Annotated in this window: 13 protein-coding genes; 8 read left to right on the top strand and 5 right to left on the bottom strand. The window is 74.5% G+C overall.

Annotated features, from left to right (window positions below; translation table 11 throughout):
• Positions 1-13: 13 nt before the first annotated feature.
• The 5 genes from C8054_RS04130 (at position 14) to C8054_RS04110 (ending at position 9,209) form a co-directional block, all read left to right on the top strand.
• Entirely contained in the window at positions 14-3,409 is a 3,396-nt protein-coding gene (locus C8054_RS04130; RefSeq protein WP_146179861.1) for a S8 family serine peptidase, read from the top strand.
• A gap of 101 nt (positions 3,410-3,510) precedes the next feature.
• Positions 3,511-4,824 carry a serine/threonine-protein kinase gene (locus C8054_RS04125; RefSeq protein WP_107155358.1) on the top strand — a complete coding sequence of 438 codons (1,314 nt, stop codon included), beginning with the start codon at positions 3,511-3,513 and terminating at the stop codon, positions 4,822-4,824.
• Between the two features lie 85 nt (positions 4,825-4,909).
• Positions 4,910-6,700, top strand: coding sequence for an extracellular solute-binding protein (locus C8054_RS04120; RefSeq protein WP_107155357.1), 1,791 nt, complete (start codon positions 4,910-4,912; stop codon positions 6,698-6,700).
• A gap of 106 nt (positions 6,701-6,806) precedes the next feature.
• Positions 6,807-7,655, top strand: a complete 849-nt coding sequence (locus tag C8054_RS04115; RefSeq protein WP_107155356.1) for a CoA ester lyase — start codon at positions 6,807-6,809, stop codon at positions 7,653-7,655.
• A gap of 87 nt (positions 7,656-7,742) precedes the next feature.
• A complete protein-coding gene (locus tag C8054_RS04110) occupies positions 7,743-9,209 on the top strand; it encodes a dihydroorotase family protein (protein ID WP_107155355.1) in 1,467 nt (488 codons plus the stop codon).
• 71 nt (positions 9,210-9,280) lie between these two features.
• Here C8054_RS04110 and C8054_RS04105 read toward each other — a convergent pair whose 3' ends face one another.
• From C8054_RS04105 to C8054_RS04085, 5 genes are all read right to left on the bottom strand, one after another.
• Entirely contained in the window at positions 9,281-10,636 is a 1,356-nt protein-coding gene (locus tag C8054_RS04105) for an FAD-dependent oxidoreductase (RefSeq protein WP_107155354.1), read from the bottom strand.
• Positions 10,633-11,730 (bottom strand): amidohydrolase family protein, encoded by a 1,098-nt coding sequence (locus tag C8054_RS04100; protein WP_107155353.1) that lies wholly within the window; start codon positions 11,728-11,730, stop codon positions 10,633-10,635. Before C8054_RS04100 ends, C8054_RS04105 begins: the two co-directional genes overlap by 4 nt.
• Positions 11,727-12,701, bottom strand: coding sequence for an aminopeptidase (locus C8054_RS04095; protein ID WP_088643360.1), 975 nt, complete (start codon positions 12,699-12,701; stop codon positions 11,727-11,729). Before C8054_RS04095 ends, C8054_RS04100 begins: the two co-directional genes overlap by 4 nt.
• Positions 12,698-13,504, bottom strand: coding sequence for an acetoacetate decarboxylase family protein (locus tag C8054_RS04090; protein WP_107155352.1), 807 nt, complete (start codon positions 13,502-13,504; stop codon positions 12,698-12,700). Before C8054_RS04090 ends, C8054_RS04095 begins: the two co-directional genes overlap by 4 nt.
• 118 nt (positions 13,505-13,622) lie before the next feature.
• Positions 13,623-14,663, bottom strand: a complete 1,041-nt coding sequence (locus C8054_RS04085; RefSeq protein WP_146179860.1) for an amidohydrolase family protein — start codon at positions 14,661-14,663, stop codon at positions 13,623-13,625.
• Positions 14,664-14,760: 97 nt separating this feature from the next.
• On the opposite strand from C8054_RS04085, the gene C8054_RS04080 reads away from it, so the two are divergent.
• From C8054_RS04080 to C8054_RS04070, 3 genes are read left to right on the top strand one after another with little or no spacing between them, the layout of a single operon-like run.
• On the top strand, positions 14,761-16,479 hold the full coding sequence (locus C8054_RS04080) for a thiamine pyrophosphate-binding protein (protein WP_107155350.1): 1,719 nt from the start codon (positions 14,761-14,763) through the stop codon (positions 16,477-16,479).
• A gap of 4 nt (positions 16,480-16,483) precedes the next feature.
• On the top strand, positions 16,484-17,404 hold the full coding sequence (locus C8054_RS04075) for an isocitrate lyase/PEP mutase family protein (protein WP_107155349.1): 921 nt from the start codon (positions 16,484-16,486) through the stop codon (positions 17,402-17,404).
• The gene (locus C8054_RS04070; RefSeq protein ID WP_107155348.1) at positions 17,401-18,390 is read left to right on the top strand and encodes a D-2-hydroxyacid dehydrogenase; all 990 of its coding nucleotides are present in this window, start codon (positions 17,401-17,403) and stop codon (positions 18,388-18,390) included. The genes C8054_RS04075 and C8054_RS04070 overlap by 4 nt, the downstream gene beginning before the upstream one ends.
• The last annotated feature ends 16 nt before the right edge of the window (positions 18,391-18,406 follow it).

Raw genomic sequence — 18,406 nt, 5'->3', positions numbered from 1 at the left:
CGAGGACATCATCGTGCTGTTCACCGCGCCGCGCCGCGTACTGGCCGCGCTCCTCACGCCGGCCCTGGCCGCCGTCCCGGTCGGCACCGTGGCCGCGCCGGCGGTCGCGGCCGACGGGCCGACCCGGGCGGTCATCGTCGTGCTCGCCGACCAGCACGACACCGCGCCGGGCCGGCGGCTCGCCGACCGGACCGCCCGCATCGCCGCCGGGCAGCAACCGGTGCTCACCGACCTGCGCCGCGCGGGCGCCACCCGGGTGCAGCCGTTGCGCCTGGTCAACGCCGTCGCCGCCACGCTGCCTGCGCGGGCCGCCACGGAACTGGCGTCCCGCCCGGGGGTACGCGCCGTGCTGCCCGACCGTCAGCTACGACTACGCCAACCGGTCGGCCCGGTCGGCGCGCCCCGCCCCGCGTCCGCGTCGGTGGCCGTCGGGGACGGGGGACGGAGCTGCGCCCGTCCGGGTGAACCGCCGGCGACCGAACCGGAGGGGCTCACGGTGACGCGAACCGTCGGATCGGTCCAGGGTCCCGGCGCGCACGACCTCGCCGACGGGGCCGGGGTGCGCGTCGGGGTGCTGGGCGGGCCGATCGATCCGGGCGCGCCCGAGTTCGTCCGCGACGGGCGGTCCGTCGTCGCCGGGTACGCCGACTTCACCGGCGACGGCCTGGACGCCCCCTCGTACATCCTGGAGTCCTTCGGCGACGCGAGCGTCATCGCCGCCCAGGGCGCCGGTGTCTACGACGCCGGACCGTACGCCCACCCGGTGCACCGCCCGGCGACCCCGTGCCCGATCCGGATCCTCGGCGTCGCGCCGGCGGCCACCGTGCACGTGGCGAAGGTGTTCAGCAACGTCGCCGCGCCGACGTCCGTGGTCCTGCGGGGCATCGAGTGGGCGGTGCTCCACGAACACGTGGACGTGCTGAACGAGTCGCTGGTCGGCTTCGGCTACCCGGACACGGCCGCCAACGCCCTGCGGCTGGCGAACGACGCGGCCGTCGCGGCGGGCGTGACAGTGGTGGTCGCCACCGGGGACGCCGGACCGGACGACACCCTCGGCTCACCGGCCAGCGACCCGGACGTCGTCGCCGTCGGCGCCAGCACCCAACTACGCGCCTACGACCAGCTCGGCTACGGCGGGGCCCCGCTCGGACGCGGCTACCGGTCCGACTCGGTGTCCGCGTTGAGTTCCGGCGGCACCGCCCAGACCGAACCGCGCACGGTCGACCTCGTCGCTCCCGGCGACACCGGCTGGGCCGCCTGTTCCCCGGACACCACCCGTTACCAGAGCTGCGTCTCCTTCTTCGACGGCGGCACCCCCAGCCCGTTCTTCCTGTTCGGTGGCACCAGCGCGGCAGCGCCGTTCGTGGCCGGCGCCGCCGCGCTGGTGATCCAGACGGTACGCCGGCACACCGGCGCCACCCCGACCCCGGCTCAGGTCAAACACATCCTCATGAGTTCCGCGGCCGACCTGCGGCAGCCGGCCGGCCAGCAGGGCGCCGGACGCGTCGACACGCTCGCCGCGGTGCGCCTGGCCGCCGCGCTGACCGACCCGCCGGCCGGCCGGTCCCCCACCGCCGACGCCGATCGACGCGCCGCCCGGGACGCGGCGGGGCTGCTCGTCACCACCTCGACGGCGAGCATCACCGGCGCGCCGCGACGGGTCACCCCGGTCGACGTGCGGGTCACCAACCCGGGTACACGCGCCCGCCGCGTCACCGTCGCCCTGCGGTCCACCGCGCCGGCCCGCCGGTTGGCCACCGGCCGGGTGACGCCCGCCGCCGGCGCCGGCGAGACGTTCGCCGACTCCGACGGGGTGCCGGCGCACGCCCGCCGGGTGCCGGTAACGGTGCCCGACGGAACCGACCAGCTCCACGCCGCCGCGGCCTGGGACCCCCGCTCGCACACCGCCCCGGTCGCGGTGAGCGTCTTCGACCCCGCCGGACGGCTCGCCGGCTACTCGCTGCCGCTGGGCAACGGCGGGTACGCGGCCGCGACCGTGGCCCGGCCGCGACCGGGCCGCTGGAGCGTGGCGATCTGGACCCGCGACGACGGTTCCCCGCCGGTGGGCGCGGTGCGGTACGACATCACCGCGCTGCGGCTGCGCACCCGCACCGGCCCGTCGGCCGTGGTGCCGGCCGGCGGCACGCGGACCGTCCGGCTCCCGGTCGGCCTGCCGGCCGAGGCCGGTGACGCGGTGGCCGCGGTGACCGTCACCGCCGGCACGACCGGGTACGCGGCGCTTCCGCTGGGCCTGCGGACGCTGGTGCCGACCGGCCCCTCCGGCGGCAGCTTCCGCGGCGTCTTCTCCGGCGGCAACGGCGCGCTGGCCGGATGGGCCCTGCTCGGGCAGCGACGCAGCTTCCAGCTCGACGTGCCCGCCGGAAGACCGGCGCTGGCCGTGTCGGTGGCCGTCGGCGACGATCCCGGCCTGGAGGTGTGGGGGCTGCTCGTCGACCCGGACGGCATGCCGCTCGCCGCCAGCAGCTCCCGCTCCGCGGGGGCCACCGCGCCGCCCCGCCTGGACCTGGTCCGGCGGGCCCCGCGGGCCGGGCGGTGGACCGTGGTGCTGGTGCTCACCGCCCCGACCGCCACGGCGCGCACCAGCCAACCGTTCCACGGCCGGGTGGCGTACGCCCCGCCGCCCGTCGCCGCGACCGGCGTGCCGGCGGGTGGCGTGCTTCCCGCCGGCACGCCGGCCCGGGCCACGCTCACGATCACGAACACCGGCGTCGCCCCGGTGTCCTACCTGGTCGACGCCCGGCTGGACACCGTCGGCGAGGTGCCGCTGCGGCCGGTCGTGTCCGCCACCTACCGGACACCGGTGACCGGGACCGACGTCTACCCGCGCTTCTCCGTTCCCACCGGCACCACCGAGCTGCGGATGACCGCCGAGTCGACGCTGCCGCACCTGCTCGACACGCAGCCCTACGGCGAGAACGGTTACTACGTCGGGGACCCGGACCTGGCCGGCACCTCGGGCCGCCGTTCGGAGGTTCTGGTGTCCTCGCCCGAGGTGGCGGCGACGACCTGGATCTGCGACGCCAACCGGTCCGGCCCGTTCGGTGCCACGCCCCAGCCGACGGCCCGGGTGGACTGCGCGGCGACCGCGGTGACCCGGCTTCCCGACCGGCAGGCCACGTCGTCCACCGGCAGCTACTGGCGGCGGGTGGTCGAGGGCGTGACCGAGCCGGACGTGCCGTTGACGCTGGCGCCGGGGCACAGCGGCCGGGTCACGGTGACGCTCACACCCGACGGACCGGTCGGGCACCGGGTCGCCGGATCGCTGACGGTGACCGCGTTCGACGCGCGTACCGGGTTCGGCACGGAGGTGGCGGCGGTGCCGTACGCGTACACGGTGGGTGGCGCACGCCCGGGCCGTGCCGTCGCGCGGCACCGCGGCCAGCGCTGATCTCCACCCGTGGTCGGACGTCTCCGGTCACCGGCGGCGACATGGCACGATGACCGTGTCCTGCGCCGCCGGTGGCCGGGCACGACACTGATGGAGTCGGGATGTCAGAACCGGCCGGCCCGCCGGTGCCAGGATTGGCCAGACTGTGGACGCACGACCCGGTCACCGCCGGCCCCTACCGGCTGGTCGGCCGGCTGGGCGCGGGTGGGCAGGGGGTCGTCTACCTCGGCGAGGACGACGCCGGTGACCGGGTAGCGGTCAAGATGGTCAACGTCGATCTGAGTGATCCACGGGCGCGGTCGCAGTTCGTGAAGGAGATCGCCGCCGCGCGCCGGGTCGCTCCGTTCTGTACCGCGCAGGTGCTCTTCGCCGAGGTGGACGGCGAGCAGCCCTACGTGGTCAGTGAGTTCATCGAGGGGCCGACGCTCCACCGGCAGGTGCGCGAGAGCGGCCCGCTGGCCGGCAACGCCCTGCACCGGCTCGCGGTCGGCACGGTCACCGCGCTCGCCGCGATCCACAGCGCCGGCGTGGTGCACTGCGACCTGAAGCCGGACAATGTGGTGCTGGGCAGGGACGGTCCTCGGGTGATCGACTTCGGCATCGCCCGCGCGTTGGGCGTCACCGAGACGGCGTCCAGCCGGGTCATGGGGACCACCGCGTACATGGCGCCCGAGCGGTTCCGCAACGATGCGGTCGGTCCGCCCTGCGACGTCTTCGCCTGGGCGGCCACGATCGCCTTCGCCGCCGGCGGTCGGCCGCCGTTCGGCAACGACTCGCTCTTCGCCGTGATGCACCGGGTGCTGCACGATCCGCCCGAGCTGCCGCCGTTGCCGCCCGTGCTGGACGAGCTGATCCGGGAGTGCCTGGCCAAGGATCCGGCGGAACGGCCGGACGCCGAGCGCGTGCTGGTGCGGCTGCTCCGGCAGGGTGCCACGGTCACCGCGCCGCTGCGGCGGGAGAGCCTGCTCGAGGCCGGCAACGAGACCGCGGGCGCGCCGACGCCGAACCACCCGCTTCCCCCGGTCCCGCCGACGGCGCCGCAACCACACCCGACACCGCCGACGACGCCGCAACCACACCCGACACCGCCGACGACGCCGCAACCACACCCGACACCGCCGACGACGCCGGCACCGTTCCGGGCCGGGCCGACCCAGCCGGCGTACCTGCCGGTGACGGAGCCCGGCGTCGGCACGGGCCCGGACGGCGCGTTGCGGCGGCTGCGTCGTGAGGCCCTCGACGCCTGGGGTATCTCGACCGCGCTCTTCCTCGGCTCGGCCGGCGCCGCCGCCGGCTACGTCGCGTCGAGCGCGATCGGCCCGGCCGCCGCCGTCGGGGCCGTCGCCTTCGTCGTGGTCTACCTGGTCCGGCTACTGGTCGCGACCGCGCTCGGGGGACGACCCGACCACGGGTGACGCGGTGCGGTGGGGCCCGGGAGGCGGGCTGGCGCCGCATCGATAGGTTGGCTGCCACCAGCCGCCCGCCGAGGAGGACGTCCCGATGACCCCATCCGCTACGCGTACGCGGCAGTGGTTGCCCTACACCGCCGCCGTCACCGCCGGGCTGGTGGTCATCGCCGGGGCGGTCGTGTTCGTCCGGCAGCGCGACGCGGGCAGCACCGGGGCCCGCGCCGACTGCGCCACCACCCTCCAGGTCAACTCCTCGACGGAGAAGGCGGACCTGCTGGTCGAGCTGGCCGAGCGCTACGACCGCAGCAACAGGTCGATCGAGGGTGGCGGGTGCGCCCAGGTGCACGTCAGCGCGTTGAACTCGGGCCAGGCCACCGAGGCGCTGGCCACCGACTGGGCCCGCACCGGCCTGCCGCAACCACAGGTCTGGCTGCCGACGTCGAGCCTGTGGACCGGTCAGCTCCGGCTGCTCGACGAGGCCGCCGGGCGGGCGCCGCAGACCCCGGTCCGGTACCCGTCGATCGCCAACAGCCCGCTGGTGATCGCGATGCCGCAGCCCAAGGCCGAGCTGGTACGCCGGCGCGGGCCGCTGGGCTGGGGGGAGATCCTGGGTCTGTCCGGGCGGGACGGGTGGGCCAGCTTCGGCAAGCCGGAGTGGGGCCGCTTCACCTTCGGCAAGGACAACCCCAACCTGTCCACCTCCGGGCTGGCCGCGACCATCGCCACCTACTACGCGGCGGTGCGACGGTCCAGCGACCTGACCCGCTCCGACCTGGCCGACCCGGCGGTCACCCAGTTCGTCCGCCGGATCGAGGCCAACGTGTCGCACTACAGCGACGACTCGGTGGACCTGCTGCGCAACCTCGCCGAGGCGGACCTGGCCGGCGGCGCGGGCAGCACCGACGACATGAGCGCCATCGTCCTGCAGGAGGAGCTGGTCGACCTCTACAACACGGGGGCGCTGAGCCCTCGGCAGGACGGGCAGGAGCGGGGGCGCCGACCGAACGTTCCGCTGGTCGCCATCCATCCCAAGGAGGGCACGTTCAACCTGGACCACCCGTTCGTGGTGCTGCCCTCCGCCGACGAGCGGCAGCGCGCGGCAGCGGCCGACTTCCAGGCGTTCCTGACCGAGGACGCGCAGCAGGAGAGCTTCGCCCGCCTCGGCTTCCGGGACCACGAGCGTCGGGCGTCGGCGGACCTGCTCGCCAGCGTCGGCGCGGAGCCCACCGCCGGACTGACCTACTTCGAGCCCCCGGACCCGCGGGTGGTCGGCGCGATGCTGGACGGCTGGCGCACGCTCCGCAAGAAGGCCAACATCCTGATCGCGTTGGACACGTCCGGGTCGATGCAGGCGATGGTCGGCGCCCGTACCCGGTTCCAGGTCGCCTCGGCGGCGGCGGGCAAGGGCCTCGCGCTGCTCAACTCCGAGGACCGGGTGGGGCTCTGGTCGTTCTCCTCGGAGACCCCGAAGCGGCCGAAGAGCCCGTACCGGACGGAGGTCCCGCTCGGCGGGTTCGACCAGAAGCGGATCACCAGCAAGATCGCCGGCCTGCACGTCGAGGGCGGCACCGCGCTCTACGCGACGGTCCGGGCCGCGCACCGGGAACTGCTCGACCGGTACGACCCGCAGCGGATCAACGCGATCGTCGTGCTGACCGACGGCAAGAACGAGTACGGCCCGGACAACGACCTGGCCCGCCTGCTCGCCGAAGTCGCCCTGGACCCGCAGCGTCCGGTCAAGGTGTTCTGCATCGCCTTCGACCGGGAGTCGGACTTCACCACCCTGGACCGGATCGCCAAGGCGTCGTCCGGCAAGGCCTTCGATGCCACCGATCCGACAACGATCGACGACGCGTTCGTGAAGCTGGTCAGCAGCTTCTGAGGCTCCCCCGGCCCACCGGAGATCCACTTACCGGGACCGCAGGCCGCGCGCTGCGCCGCGGCCCGACCGGGATAGATTGGAACACCGTTCCAATCGAGGAGGCATCATGGTGTCCCGGTCCTGGCTCTACGTCCCCGGCCACTCCCGCCGAATGCTCGACAAGGCCGCCGGCGTCGGGGCCGACGCGATCATCGCGGACCTGGAGGACGCGGTGCCGGTGGCGCAACGGCCGACCGCCCGTGCGGTGGTCGCCGACTGGCTCGACTCCGGCGCGACCGGCGACGCCGACGCCTGGGTCCGGGTCTCGCCGGACGCCCTCGAGGAGGATCTGCGGGCGGCGGTCCGCCCCGGCCTCACCGGCGTGGTGGTGGCGAAGGTGGACGGGCCGTCCCTGCTGACCCGCCTCGACGCCCTGCTCAGCGCCCTGGAGAGCGAGCGCGGGCTGCCGGCCGGACGGATCGCCGTCTCACCCCGGCTGGAGTCCGCGCGCGGGCTCCGACAGATCGACGCCGTCGCCGCCGCGCCCCGGGTGTTGCTGCTCGGTCTCGGCGAGGCGGACCTCAGCGCCGACCTGGGCCTGCGTCCCGGCCCGGACGGGTGGGAACTCCTCCCGGCCCGGTTCGAGGCGGTCGTCGCCTCGGCCGCCGCCGGGCTGGCCGCACCGGTCGGCCCGGCCACCGTGAACTACCGGGACACCGAGAAGCTGCGAGCCGGCACCGAGGCCCTGCGCCGGCTCGGCTTCTCCGGGCGGACGGCGATCCATCCCCACCAGGTGCCGGTGATCAACGAGGTCTTCACGCCGACCGCCGAGGAGGTCGCCGAGGCCGAGCGGGTGATCGCCGCGTACGCCGAGGGGGGCGGTGGGGCGGCGGCGGTGGACGGCACCGGAACGATGGTGGACGAGGCGGTCGCCCGTTCGGCCCGGGCGGTGCTGGTCCGCGCGCGCCGACAGTAACCATCATTTCGTTCCGCTGGACGGATCAGTGTTGCGCTGAGCGGTCCGCCGGGCTTAGCCTGTGGCCACCGGCAAGGAGGTAGCCCCATGGCTTATGACCTGCTCATCGTCAATGCGCGGGCGGTACGCCCGGGCGAGGACGAGCCCGCACCAGCATCCATCGCGGTCCGGGCGGGCCGGATCGCGGCCATCGGGCCGGACCTCTCCCCCGCCGACGCGCACGAGGTGGTCGACGCCGGCGGCCGGCTGGCCTTCCCCGGTGCGGTCGACGGACACCAGCACTGGGGCATCTACAACCCGCTCGACGTCGACACCGCCAGCGAGTCGCGGGCCTCGGCGCAGGGCGGCGTCACCACCGGGCTGACCTACATGCGGACCGGGCAGTACTACCTGAACCGGGGCGGCAGCTACGCCGAGTTCTTCCCCGAGGTGCTGCGCCTGGCCGAGGGCCGGGCCTTCGTCGACTACGCCTTCCACCTCGCCCCCATGCAGGCCGGCCACATCGACGAACTCGGCACGCTGGTCGACGAGTTCGGGGTCAGCTCGTTCAAGATCTTCATGTTCTACGGCTCGCACGGCCTGCACGGGCGCTCCACCGACCAGTCGTCGTTCCTGATGACCCCGCCCGGTGAGCGGTACGACCTGGCGCACTTCGAGTTCGTCATGCGCGGCGTCCAGCGGATCCGGGAGGAGCGGCCCGAGCTGGCCGACGGCATCAGCCTGTCGCTGCACTGCGAGACCGCCGAGATCATGGCGGCCTACTCGAAGCTGGTGGAGGAGGCCGGGGAGCTGAAGGGGCTGGCCGCCTACAGCGCGTCCCGGCCGGCGCACTCGGAGGGGCTCGCGATCACCATCGCCTCCTACCTGGCCCACGAGACCGGCCTGCCGGCGATCAACCTGCTGCACCTGTCCGGCGAGAAGGCGATGGAGTCCGCGCTGCGGATGGCCGCCGCCTTCCCGCACGTGGACTTCCGCCGCGAGGTCACCATCGGGCACCTGATCGCCACCTACGACACCGCCGCCGGCCTCGGCGGCAAGGTGAACCCGCCGCTGCGGGCCGAGGCCGACCGGCAGGCGCTCTGGCGCGCGGTGCTCGCCGGGCAGGTCGACTGGGTGGTCTCCGACCACGCCTGCTGCCGGGACGAGACCAAGTTCGGCACCGACCGGGACGACGTCTTCGTGGCGAAGTCCGGGTTCGGCGGGGCCGAGTACCTGCTCCCGGCCCTGATCACCGAGGGCCGACGGCAGGGGCTGTCGTTGGGTCGGGTCGCCGAGCTGGTCTGCGCCAATCCGGCGAAGCGCTACGGGCTGTGGCCGCGCAAGGGGGACCTTGCGGTGGGCTTCGACGCGGACATCGTCCTGGTCGACCCGGACCGCACCTGGACGGTGACCGCCGAGGCGAGCGAGTCCACCCAGGAGTACACCCCGTTCGAGGGGTTCGAGCTGACCGCCCGGGTCGACGACGTGTGGCTGCGCGGGCACCGCATCCTCCGTGACGGTGCGGTGGTCGGCACCCCGCGCGGCGAGTACCTGCGCCGCCCGGTCAGCCGCTAGGACCCGCACAGTCGACCGCGCCCCTCACCCGGTGGGTGAGGGGCGCGGTGGCGAGTCGGGCCGGTACCGGCTCAGGCGGTGGCGTGCCGGCCGGCGAGGTAGCCGAGGCCGAGGGCGGCGAGCAGGCCGTTTCCGGCCAGGTACCCGTCCGCCCCGTGGCCGGAGATGCCGACCGCCGCGCCGCCGGCCGCGTACAGGCCCGGCACCGGCTGCCCGGCGCGCAACGCCCGGGCGTGCCGGTCCACCCGCAGGCCGCCCTGGGTGTGGAAGAGCGCCCCGGTGACCCGGACGGCGGCGTACCGCGCACGCAGCGGCGCACCCCAGGCACGCCGGCCGAACGCGTCGGACGCGGTACCGGTGGCCGCCGCGTCGGCGTCGGCCAGGGTGGCCGCCAGCGCGTCGACCGGGGCGCCCACCACGGCGGCGAGCGCGGCGACGTCGTCGGCCCAGCGGACCGCCCCGGCGGCCACCACGTCCTGGTAGTCCTTGAACGCCAGACAGGCGTCGTGGACGCGTTCGTCGTAGACCATCCAGGCCCGGCCACCCGGACGGGACAGCACCGGTACGGCGTACTCGGAGTAGCCGACCGTCTCGTCGCCGAAGCGCTGCCCGGTGGCGTCCACGAGGAAGCCGCCGTGCATGACCGTCGCCCAGGTGAGCAGGATGGCGTCCGGTACGGCCAGCGAGCCGTGTCCCTGGTAGGCGTCGAGGTGGCCGGTGTCCAGGTCGAGCCGTTCGGCCAGCCGCAACGCGTCCCCCCGGGACGCCTCGCCGCCGTGGTAGACGCCGTGGGCGATCTCGGGCAGGTGGCGCCGGACCAGCTCGGGGTCGGCGGCGAACCCGTTGGTGGCGAGCACCACCACCGGGCAGCTCACCTCCTCCCGGGTGCCGTCGGGGCGGGCCAGCACCGCGCCCCGGACCGCGCCGGTGTCGTCGGTCCGCACGTCGACCAGCCGGGCCGGCACGACCAGGTGCAGGTCGTCCCGGTCCGCGGCGGCGTCGAGCAGGGCGCGGTGCAGGGCCGCCCCGGAGCGGTCCGGCACGCTGTGGCAACGCAGCGCCGAGTGGCCCGGGTAGCGGAAGTCGGTGACCAGTTCGAGCGGCACCCCGCAGTCGTCGGCCAGCCACTCGACCAGTTCGGGGGCGACCGCGGTGAGCGCGGCGGCCACCACCGGGTCGGCGGTGTCGTGGGTCTTGGCCCGGATGTCGGCGAGGAACCGACCGGGTGAGTCCTCGACGCCGGCCGCCCGCTGCCAACGGCTGCCGGCGGCCGGGATCATCGAGGTGCTCATCGCGGTGTTGCTGCCCTGCCGGAACGTCTCCCGCGCCTCGACGAGGACGACGGTGCGGCCGGGCCGGGCGGCGGCCAGCGCGGCGGCCAGGCCGGCCGCGCCGGCGCCGGCGACCAGGACGTCGCAGTCGGTCATGAGCCGGCCGTCCCGGGCGGGTCGTCGAGGTCGAGGCCGTAGAAGCGGGCCGCGTTGCGCCAGAGGATCTTCTCCCGGGCCGTGGCGTCCAGGAACCCGGCGGTACGGATCCAGTTCGCCGCGCCGCCGGGGTGGTCCCAGGCGAACGGATGGTCGGTGCCGATGGTGAGCTGGTCCACCCCGACGCGCTCGATCACCAGTTCCAGCGCGCGCTCGTCGTGCACCAGCACGTCGTAGAAGAGGTTGCCGGCGGCGAGGTACTCGCTGGGCGGGCGGGCCATGGTGCGCTGCGCCGGGGAGATCATGTGCCAGCGGTGGTCGAACCGGCCCAGCGAGTGGATCGCGATGCCGCCGCCGTGGGTGAAGCACATCCGGAAGTCCGGGTGCCGGTCCAGCAGCCCGGAGTGGATCACCGTCATCAGCCCGATGCTCGCCTCGACCGGCGCGGCGAACGAGCTCTCGAAGTAGTACCGGCCGAGCCGGTCGCCGGCGCCGAGCTTGTCGAAGAACGCCGGGTGCACGTTGGCGGTCACCCCGGCCTCGGCCATCGCCTCCAGCACCGGCAGGATCTGCGGGTCGTCGAGGTTGCGCCCGTTGACCGCCGGGGTGAGCACGAAGTGTCGCAGCCCCAGCTCCGTCACGGCGTGGTCGAGCACGGCCAGCGCGGCGTCCCGGTCCTGAAGCGGCAGTTGCGCCAGCCCCCGGTAGGTGCCCGGGGCGGCGGCCTCCAGTTCGGCCAGTTCGGTGTTGAGTTCCCGGCAGAAGGCCGCGCCCCGGGCCGCGTCCAGGTGGTAGTTGAACAGGAAGCCGGCCACCTGGACGGCCTCGAAGCCGATCCCCTGCTGCGCGGCGCGGGCGGCGAGCCGGGCCGTCGGGTCGGCCAGGTCCGCCTCGGGCGGGGCGAAGGCCAGCACGGTACGCCCCAGCGCGAACGCCCGCCGGCCGTCGGCCTCGGTGACCGGCCGCCAGCCGTACCAGTCCCGTCCTTCCCGCCCGGCGGCGAGCAGCCCCCGGGGCCAGAAGTGGGTGTGCGTGTCGATGGCCGGCACCCCGGAGACGGCGTCTCCGGGGGCCGGAGCGGATGCGGCGGTCATGCCACCTTCACGATCTTCCCGTCCTGGACCAGGATCTCCCCGTCCACCTCCACGGTCGGGGTGAGCAGCAGCAGGTCGACGTGGATCGGGGCCTTGACCGTCCCGCCGACCACGCTGTTGCCCAGGGCGAAGTGGACGGTGCCGACCTGCTTCTTGTCCTCGGTGATGTTGCCGAGGAAGCGGGCCGCCGGGTTGGTGCCGATGGAGATCTCGCCGAGGTTGTCGCCGTTCTCCACCCCGTCGATCATGCGGCGCAGTTCGCCGGCCTGGTCACCGCCCTCGATCCGGACCGCGCGCCCCTGGTCGAAGTGGACCCGGATCGGTTCGCGCAGCTTGCCGAGCTGGTGCGCGGAACCGTCGGCGACCAGGACGCCCTGCCCGGTGCCGGTGGCCGGGGCGCTCCACGCCTCGCCGCTGGGGTAGCTGGAGATCTGGCCCGGCTCGCGGGCGAAGGACGCGCCCACTCCGCAGGTGACCCCCTCCAGGCTGGCGGTGAGGTCGGAGCCCTGCTGTGAGGTGACCCGGATCCGGGAGCCGGCGGTGATCGCGTCGGCCAGCGGTTTGGTGATCCGGTGGACCTCCTCGTAGTCGGCGATGCCCGCGCCGCCGGTCAGCTCGGCCCGGGTCACCCCGGTCATCACGATCGCCCGGGCGCCCCGGTTGAGCGCCTGCTTGAGTTCGGGGGTGAAGCTCAGCGCGGTCGAGGTCGGCGAGATGATCACGTCCGCGCCGGCCAGCGCGGCGGCGACGATCCGGTTCGCCGGTTCGCCGGCCCGGGCGCGGGCGGGCTGGACCAGCAGGGTGCCCTCGGCGCCGGCGGCGGCGACCGCCGCGAGGAGCGCGTCGACGACCGCGTGGTCGGAGTTGTGGTCGGCGGCGACGGCGACCAGTTCCCCGGGCCGGACGGCCAGGGAGGTGTTGACGATGTTGTCGGCGGCCTTGGCGACCTGGATCGCGGCCCAGTCGGTCATGAGTGGTCCTCTCGCAGCAGGGTGGCGCCGGCCTTGGTGGTCCAGCCGCGCTGGAAGCTGTACGCCTCGACGATCTCCAGGGGCTGGAACCCGTCGAGGTCCTCGTTGATCACGTCGGTGAAGATCTCCACGCCGCCGGTGCCCTTCCAGGCGTCGATGGTGGTGGCCCGGTCCAGGTCGAGCGCGAAGAGCTGCCGCTGGTCGGGGACCTGCGGGCTGGGCGAGGGAATGTGCCGGTAGGTGTAGACGCGGTGCCCGTGCGAGGGCACCGCGTCGTCGTCGATCTTCTCGGTGAGCTGGATGTCCACGTTGAAGATCCGCCGGCCGAACCGGTCCACGGTCCCCCGCATCCGGCTGCCGGGCCCGATCGGCCCGAACGCCGGGTTGGCCGGCTGGATCTTGGTCTTGTGGATGACGCCCTGCTTCTTGGCGAAGCCCATGAAGTGGCCGAAGACCACCGACCAGTCCTCGCTGACGTAGATGTAGGCGCTGAACCGGCCGGGCTGGCCCTGGTAGGTGCAGTAGAGGCCGAGGATGCCCTCCTGGTACTGCGACCACTGCGGTTCGGTCCAGGCCTGGTCGGGGTGGCTGTCGCTGACCTTGACCATGTCGGCGACGTAGGCGTAGGCCAGCGCCTCCGGGTGCAGGTCGAGGCCGTCGGGCAGGTAGGCGCGGGCCTTGTCCGGGTCGACCCGGTAGATCACCTGGATGGCGTCGGCGCTGATGTGGTGCGGGGGGTCGTCGACGAGCGCGGCCCGGCCGGACGGGGACAGGGGATTGCCGAACCCTCGGAGTGTGGCCATCAGATTCCTTCCACTCAGCGAAACGGCGTTCCACAAAACGTAGGGGGGCCCGTCGAACCGTGTCAAGGGCCGGACGGACGCCGTGACCAGCGAATCCGCCGTCGGGCGCGACGGGACGTCAGCCGGCGCCGCCGGCCGCCCGCCGCGCGCCGTCGAGGAAGAGAGCCGCGTTCTCCCGGACCACCATGTCCTTCTCCCGGCTGGTCAGGAACGGCTGGTCGGCGATCCAGCGCACCGCGCCGACCTCGGGGATGTCCCCGCCGTACGGGTGGTCGGTGCCGATCACCACCCGGTCCGCGCCGACCCGCTCGACAAGCAGTTGCAGGGCCCGCTCGTCGTGCACCAGGCAGTCGTAGTGGAACCGGCGCAGGTACCGGTCCGGCGCCTCGGCCAGCAGGCCGCTGTCCCGTCCCTGGAGGAAGCGCAGGTTGAGCCGGCCGATGCCGTACGGCAGCCAGCCGCCCCCGTGCGAGCAGCAGATCCGGGCGCCCGGGTGCCGGTCCAGCAGACCCGAGTAGATCAGCGAGGCCAACGCCAGCCCGGCCTCCAGGGGCACGCCCACCGAGTTGTCGAACATGTGCCGGCAGGTGCGCTCGCGCCCGGCCCGGGTGTACCAGTTGGCGTGGATGACGATCGCCGCCCCGGCGGCCAGCACCTGGTCGAGGATGGCGACCACCTTCGGGTCGTCCAGGTTGGCGTCCTCGACGTTGGTGCCGATGCTGAACGCGTACAGGCCGAGGTCCTTGACGGCGTGGTCGAGCACCCGCAGGGACGCGTCGTGGTCCTGCAGCGGCAGCAGGCCGAGACCGGTGAAGGTGCCGTCGGAGGCGGCCTGCGCGTCGGCCAGGTCCGCGTTGACGTCCCGGCAGTACGCCTCGGCCTCGGCGGCCGGGAGTTCGTACCCCCAGAGGAAGACCGGGACCATCGCCGCCTCGCGGACGATGCCCTCGGCGGCCCGGCGTTCCCGGCGGGCGGTCAGGTCGGTGGAGTAGAGGTCGACCGGGGCGGGGGCGTCCCGGTCGCCGGCCACGATCCGGGGGGTGGCGGCGGTGAGGTCGGCGTCCCAGGCGTGCCAGCGCCGGCCGGCCCGGACGGCCGACGCGAACTCCCGGGGCCACCAGTGACTGTGCAGATCCACGGCCTGACCAGGTCGATGCATGATGGGCACCCCTCTTGTTCCGGTTGATGAAACGGTGTTTCATAAAGTAGCGCAGCCGACGGGGGCGAGACAGGCCGACCGACTCAGGACGTGACACATGGATCTGACATACGGAAGCGACGTGATGGTGGCGCTGCTCCAGCGCCTCGGCATCCGGTACGTGGCAGCCAACCCCGGCGCCTCGTTCCGGGGACTGCACGACTCCCTCACCACAAGCGGCAGCCCCGAGGTGATCTCGGCGCTGCACGAGGGCGTGGCCGTGGCCGTCGCCCACGGCTACGCCAAGGCGTCCGGCGAGGTGATGGCCGCCGCCGTGCACAACCTGGTCGGCCTCCAGCAGGCCGTGATGGCGACCTTCAACGCGTACGCCGACCACGCGCCGGTGCTCCTCCTCGGCGGCTCCGGCCCGGCCGACCAGGCCCGCCGCCGCCCGTGGATCGACTGGGTGCACACCGCGAACCAGCAGGGCCAGGCCGTCCGGGACGTGGTCAAGTGGGACACCGAACCCACGTCCGTGGCCGCCCTGCCCGACCTGATGCTCCGCGCCCACCAGCTCGCCGTGGCCCAACCGCCCGGCCCCACCTATGTGGCCCTCGACGCGCTGATGCAGGAGTCCCCCGCGCCCGCGGTCGACCTGGGCGACTGGGGGCCGGCCCCGCTCGCCCCGCCGACCGCCCCGCTGGACCGCCTCGAAGCCGTCGCCGACCTGCTCGTCGCCGCCGAGTCCCCGGTCGTCCTCGCCGACTTCGTCGGCCGCAGCCGGGCCGGCTTCGACGCGCTGCGCCGGCTCGCCGAGACGCTCGCCGTACCCGTGGTGGACCTCGGCAGCCGGCACAACTTCCCCACCGGGCACTGGGCCGACTGCACCGCCGACCGGGCCGGCCGGCTCGCCGACGCCGACCTCGTCCTGGCGCTGGACTGCCGGGACGTCCGCTGGGCGACGTCCCAGGTGGACAACGACCGGCGCGGCCACCGGATGCTCACCCGGCCCGGCACGAAACTCGCCGTGATCACCCTCAACGACCTGAAACACAACGGCTTCCTCGACCTGGAACCGCCGATCCGGGCCGACGAGTACCTGGTCGCCGACACCGCCGTCGCCCTGCCCGTCCTCGCCGACCTGGTCGCCGAGCGGGTCGCCCGCCGCGCCGACGCCGTCGCCGCCCGACGCGACTGGCTGACCGGTCACACCGCCGCGCTGCGCGCCGCCGAGGGTCCGCCGCCCGAGTCGCCGCACGGCGGGATCACCGAGGGCGTCCTCGCCGCCGCCACCTACGACGCGGTACGCGACGGCCCCTGGCAGATCGGCTTCACCATGTTCCGGGGCTGGCCCCGGCGCACCTGGGACCTGGTCGACTTCAACTGCCACCTGGGCGGCTCCGGCGCCGGTGGCCTCGGCTTCGGCATCGGCGGTTCGATCGGCGCCGCGCTGCACCACCGCGACGACGACACCGTGGTGGTCGACCTGCAACCCGACGGCGACCTGCTCTACACCCCGCAGGCGCTCTGGACCGCCGCCCACCACCGGCTCCCGCTGCTGACCGTGGTGGTCAACAACCGCAGCTACGGCGCGGACTGGCTGCACCAACGTCGGGTGGTGCAGACGCGCGGCGGCGACCTGGACCGGGCCCGGCACGGCATGGACCTGACCGGGCCGGACGTCGACCACGCCGGGATGGCCCGAGCCCAGGGCGTCGAGGCGTTCACCGTGGTCGACCGCGACGCCCTGGCGTCCACCCTCACCGAGGCGGTAAAGGGCGTCCGCGAGGGTCGTCCCGTCCTGGTCGACGTGGTCGTCGACCTGCCGGAGGTGTGATCCGATGCCGGTGCACGCCCCGGTCGGCTTCGCCGACGTCCTCGCCGCCGAACCGCCCGTGTACGCCGCCGGCGTCTGGGACGGGCTCAGCGCCACGCTGGCCGCCGCGGCCGGTTTCCGCTGCCTCTTCGTCTCCGGTTTCGCCGTGGCCGCCTCGCTCGGCCTGCCCGACGCCGACCTCTACACCCGTGCCGACATGACCCGCGCGGTCGGCGTCGCCGCCCGGGCCGGCGGCCTGCCGGTCATCGCCGACCTGGACACCGGCTGGGGCAACGCGGTCAACGCGTACCACGCCGCCCGGGACTTCGAGCGGGCCGGCGCGGCGGCGCTGATGCTGGAGGACCAGATCTCCCCCAAGCCGGGGCCGCTGAGCGAGCAGGCCGGGGTGAGTCTGGTGCCCCGGGCCGAGGCGGCGGCGAAGGTCCGCGCCTGCGTCGACGCCCGGGACCGGGCCGCCGTGGTCGCCCGGACCAACGCCGACACCGTCGACGAGGTGCTGCGGCGCGCCGAGGCGTACGCGGCGGCCGGGGCGGACGTGGTCTTCCCGATGCGCCACGACGAGACGTTCCCGTTCGAGGCGTGGCAGGCCACCCGGGACGCCTGCGGCCGACCACTGGCCGCCGCGGTCGCCCCCGGCAGTTGGCTGGAACGCGAGCTCACCCCCGCCATCGCCCGGGAACTCGGCATCGCCGTGGTCATCTACGGTCTCCAGGGCCTGCTCGCCACCGCCCGCGCGCTCACCGCGGCGTACGCCGACCTGCTGGGCCCGGAGCCCGGCGTGGTCGCCGCCCGGGGCGTACCGCTGCGCGAGTTCACCCGGCTCATCGGCTACGACGAGGTCACCCGGCTCCGCGACCGCTACCTGGGCGCCGGTGGTGTCCCGCCCCGGCCGGGCGGCGTCGACGCCGGGCGGGGCGACACGTGACCGGGCCGGGCGGGACCGGCCGCACCGTCCTGGCCGCCGCGCACGCGCTGATCGCCCCGCTGACCGAGGCACAGGTCGACGCGATCCGCGCCGCCGCCGCACCCGAGAAGGTGGTGGTCGCCCGGGACCCCGCCACCGTGCTGCGGCACGCCCCCGGCGCGGCAGTCCTCTTCGGTGACATCCAGCCGGCGGCCCTCGACGCCGCGCCGAACCTGCGCTGGGTGCAGTCGGTCGGCGCCGGCGTGGACCGGATCGCCGCCCACCTCGCCGGCCGCGACGTCCGCCTGGTCTCGGCCAAGGGCGTCGTCGGCGCGCACCTGGCCGAGCACGCGTTCGCGCTGCTGCTCGCGCTCACCCGGGGCGTGGCGACGGTGCTGCGCGCGCCCGACTGGACCGACGCGTACCGGATCGCGGTGCGGGCCACCCAGTGGGAGTTCACCGACCGGACCATGCTGGTGGTCGGGCTCGGTGGGGCCGGCCGGGCGGTGGCCCGCCGGGCCCGCGGCTTCGAGTTCGCGCGGATCGTCGCGGTCGAGCCGGAATCCGTCGCGGCCGGCCCCGACGTGGACCTGCTGGTCACCCCGGACCGGCTGGACGAGGTGCTGCCCTCCGCCGACGTGGTGGTGCTCACCGTGCCGCTCACCCCGGCCACCCGCCACCTGCTGGACGCCACCCGGATCGCCGCGATGAAACCCGGCGCGATAGTGGTGAACGTCAGCCGGGGCGAGCTGGTCGACGAGTCGGCGCTGCGCGCCGCGCTCACCGGCGGGCGGCTCGGCGGGGCCGGGCTGGACGTGGTGGCCCGGGAGCCGCTCGCCGCCGACGACCCGCTGTGGCGGCTGCCCAACGTGGTGGTCACCCCGCACATCGCCGGCGGGTCGCCGCGCCGGGCCGAACGGGTGGTCGACCAGTTCTGCGCGAACCTGCGTCGCTGGCACGCCGGCGAACCACTGCTCGGCGAGTTCGACCGCGACCGCGGCTACTGAGCTCCCGGGACCGCCC

This window comes from Micromonospora sp. RP3T (assembly GCF_003027925.1).
Classification (GTDB): Bacteria; Actinomycetota; Actinomycetes; order Mycobacteriales; family Micromonosporaceae; genus Micromonospora.
This window is presented reverse-complemented; position numbering and strand designations above follow the sequence as displayed.

Bases quoted from the DNA above. Each gene is read 5' to 3' on its own strand.
- C8054_RS04115 (WP_107155356.1), top strand. From the start codon at position 6,807: ATGGTGTCCCGGTCCTGGCTCTACGTCCCCGGCCACTCCCGCCGAATG.
- C8054_RS04105 (WP_107155354.1), bottom strand. From the start codon at position 10,636: ATGACCGACTGCGACGTCCTGGTCGCCGGCGCCGGCGCGGCCGGCCTG.
- C8054_RS04085 (WP_146179860.1), bottom strand. From the start codon at position 14,663: ATGCATCGACCTGGTCAGGCCGTGGATCTGCACAGTCACTGGTGGCCC.
- C8054_RS04120 (WP_107155357.1), top strand. From the start codon at position 4,910: ATGACCCCATCCGCTACGCGTACGCGGCAGTGGTTGCCCTACACCGCC.
- C8054_RS04075 (WP_107155349.1), top strand. From the start codon at position 16,484: ATGCCGGTGCACGCCCCGGTCGGCTTCGCCGACGTCCTCGCCGCCGAA.
- C8054_RS04125 (WP_107155358.1), top strand. From the start codon at position 3,511: ATGTCAGAACCGGCCGGCCCGCCGGTGCCAGGATTGGCCAGACTGTGG.
- C8054_RS04080 (WP_107155350.1), top strand. From the start codon at position 14,761: ATGGATCTGACATACGGAAGCGACGTGATGGTGGCGCTGCTCCAGCGC.
- C8054_RS04090 (WP_107155352.1), bottom strand. From the start codon at position 13,504: ATGGCCACACTCCGAGGGTTCGGCAATCCCCTGTCCCCGTCCGGCCGG.
- C8054_RS04110 (WP_107155355.1), top strand. From the start codon at position 7,743: ATGGCTTATGACCTGCTCATCGTCAATGCGCGGGCGGTACGCCCGGGC.
- C8054_RS04095 (WP_088643360.1), bottom strand. From the start codon at position 12,701: ATGACCGACTGGGCCGCGATCCAGGTCGCCAAGGCCGCCGACAACATC.
- C8054_RS04100 (WP_107155353.1), bottom strand. From the start codon at position 11,730: ATGACCGCCGCATCCGCTCCGGCCCCCGGAGACGCCGTCTCCGGGGTG.